The sequence below is a fragment of the Agarivorans sp. genome (assembly GCF_050295395.1).
Classification (GTDB): domain Bacteria; phylum Pseudomonadota; class Gammaproteobacteria; order Enterobacterales; family Celerinatantimonadaceae; genus Agarivorans.
The window spans coordinates 1-2,463 of record NZ_JBNKPP010000066.1; the positions used below are offsets into that span (position 1 = coordinate 1).

General features: G+C 43.8%; 5 protein-coding genes. 1 reads left to right on the forward strand and 4 read right to left on the reverse strand.

From position 1 onward, the window contains the following. Positions 1-312: 312 nt before the first annotated feature. The 4 genes from ACQY6Q_RS03845 to ACQY6Q_RS03860 all read right to left on the reverse strand — a co-directional run bounded on the left by ACQY6Q_RS03845 (position 313) and on the right by ACQY6Q_RS03860 (position 2,118). A complete protein-coding gene (locus tag ACQY6Q_RS03845) occupies positions 313-603 on the reverse strand; it encodes a YciI family protein (RefSeq protein ID WP_055734355.1) in 291 nt (96 codons plus the stop codon). 23 nt (positions 604-626) lie between these two features. Beyond that, positions 627-956 (reverse strand): hypothetical protein, encoded by a 330-nt coding sequence (locus ACQY6Q_RS03850; RefSeq protein WP_427978078.1) that lies wholly within the window; start codon positions 954-956, stop codon positions 627-629. A gap of 89 nt (positions 957-1,045) precedes the next feature. Beyond that, a complete protein-coding gene (locus tag ACQY6Q_RS03855; RefSeq protein ID WP_083481676.1) occupies positions 1,046-1,279 on the reverse strand; it encodes a hypothetical protein in 234 nt (77 codons plus the stop codon). Between the two features lie 524 nt (positions 1,280-1,803). Then, positions 1,804-2,118, reverse strand: a complete 315-nt coding sequence (locus ACQY6Q_RS03860; RefSeq protein WP_427978081.1) for an NUDIX domain-containing protein — start codon at positions 2,116-2,118, stop codon at positions 1,804-1,806. 73 nt (positions 2,119-2,191) lie between these two features. Between ACQY6Q_RS03860 and ACQY6Q_RS03865 the strand changes: the two genes are divergently transcribed. After that, on the forward strand, positions 2,192-2,463 hold a 272-nt coding region (locus tag ACQY6Q_RS03865), incomplete at its 3' end, for a hypothetical protein (protein ID WP_427978083.1).

Sequence of the window (2,463 nt, forward strand, 5' to 3'; positions counted from 1 at the left end):
TTGTGGCTTTTGTTTTAAGCACTGCGAACCTAACACACTTATTTGACCCAATTATTATATTGGCCATTGTTGTAAGGTGCTTTTCTTAACCCAGCCTATTGCTGAAATTGCCACTTAAAGGTTAATAACATGATGCCGGGTTTACCTGACCAGCTAGTTAAGCCAAGCCTTGCTATGTTGTTATTGTCCAATCAGAGCGAAACCCACAAAGGGATGGCTAACGCAGCACTCAGCATTCTTTATCGCAGCTAGTTGTTGTTCTCGCGGCTGGGTAGGTTTGCGCTTAATTTCCTAACATATACTTATATGTTGTTAGGTTTCGATTAAAAAAGCCAAAGCATCAGAAGATTTTGTAGGCAGAAATTCAGTCACTTCGTAGCTGGCCAGCTTTTCGCGCTGAAAGGGATCTTGGGCCAGTATTTGCTCTAATTTCACTCTGTCTTTTACGCTTGCCAAAATGACCCCGCCGCTACGTGGTTGTTTGCGGCCAGAAAGTAGAAAATGACCTAAGCGGTATTGCTCATCAAGGAATGCAACATGCTCAGAGATAAAGCCATCAACTTCTTCTAGTGGCTTAATGTAGTTTAGAGAAACAATAAACAAAACAGCTCCTTAACTTGGCTATGTTATAGGTTTTCAACTTTTTCAAACTGACCAAAGAGGTAAGCGCCGCTAAAACCTGCGGCAAAAAGAGCCCACCCCACCCAGCGCAGGTTTTCACTATCGAGAAGGGCGTGGCCGGTAATGAGTTCGCTAAGTAGCGAAATGAACGAGGGTAATAGCAGCAATAAAAACCACTTGGATTGACCACCCAGCTTAACTGCGCCTGCACAATAGGGGCATACGAGAACGTTTCGCGAAAATTGAAACCATTTAGGTTTGGGAAGAGCGGGTCGACGACCAAGTTGGTTCAAGCCTATAGCTTCACTGCACCAGGGGCATTGCTTACGCATCACATATTTATCCTAGATGTATTACCTGCTACTAATTAGCAATATTGGTAAGGCTTGAGCATACCTGCCACTTTTTTATGCTAAAAGGCTCACTAATCTTCGATTGTTTTCGTTCCGCATTTTTCACATATAAGGTGCCTAGAAAACTCATCTGCTGAGGCGATAAAAGGACCAAGAAACCACCCTTTAATAATACCGGCAATAAATTCCTTTCTTTTACGGTGCTTAGTGTTTTCAAAAGGACTTGGTTTTCTGACTAATACTAAAATGTGAGAAGTCCTTTCCTTGCAGGATTTGCAAAAACATATTTCTGTCTGATTTGACATTAAATTTCCTTTTTGAATGCTAACGCCAGCATGTGTGGTGGCTTTGTTGCGAGGCATGAGCGGAAAAACCGTCCAAGCCATGTAGTAGCAGAGGCAAGATGCGCTTTAAGAACATGACACCCAACGAATACATTGGGCAGATCCATGGGTAAATCGTCCCTGAAGGATGCTACAGCCTTACCTCTATTGAAGGATGACTCAGCTGCTGGAAGTGTTAAATATCTACAACTCATACTCGACCTTGAGCATATAACCGCATATTTCAGTGCTTTTCATTAAGCCCAGTCTTGCAAGCGTTAATATGAGTTAGCACGTGGGTTTTATTCAATAATGGTAATAACTTACCAGTAAATGCAGAAGTGGTATAGCGCTTATTAACAAAAAACAAATCTAGAGCAGATTTAGCGCGCTAAGGCTTGGTGCAGTTTTTTCAAATAACTAAAAAAGCCAATGTGTTCATTGGCTTAGGTTAGGTGTGGTGAAGCTGTTCTGTGTTTGCGGTTGGCTTTGCCGCTAGTCTCCACTTAAGGCGCTTTCTGGGCGACTTTCAGCAACTTCTCGGTGACTGCAGCTAGGCCTACTTTGGGGGCGTTTTGCAGGTTGTACCAAAGCTCTTGCTGATTCTCTCTCACTGTCGAGTTAGGCGCTTCGCTGAGTTCAATTAACGAGGGTTGAATATCTAAATGATAGTGGCTAAAGGTATGGCGCAGTGGTGCTAGCTCGTAAATAGCATCGTAACTTAGCTGCTGCTGTTCTAACCATTGGCTAATGCTGTCTTCTGGGGTGATCTCTGGAAAACAATATAGGCCGCCCCATAGCCCTTGCATCGGCCGTTGCACCAATAACTGTGGTCAAGATGTAAGTAGCCTCGAAAGAACTTAGTTCGCGGGTATTGGAGCTTAAGGTGTAGTGGTGGAGGGGCGTGGTGTTCGGCTGCGCCTGATAGCTATTTATTTGATTTTTAAATATTTAGTTTTGTATTGCGCTGTTGGTCAAGGTTTCGCCTTGACGGCGACGTCATTTTTCTTTGACGAGCAAAGAAAAACGAAGCAAAAAGAAAGCTCGCCCTGCATCTTCTTAGATCCTCCGTTGCGCACTCACAAGGGCGTTGAAGTAAACACTACGCTCAAACAGACTTCAACTTCTCCCCTTGCTCATTTGCGCTACTCGGCGAAGATGATGGG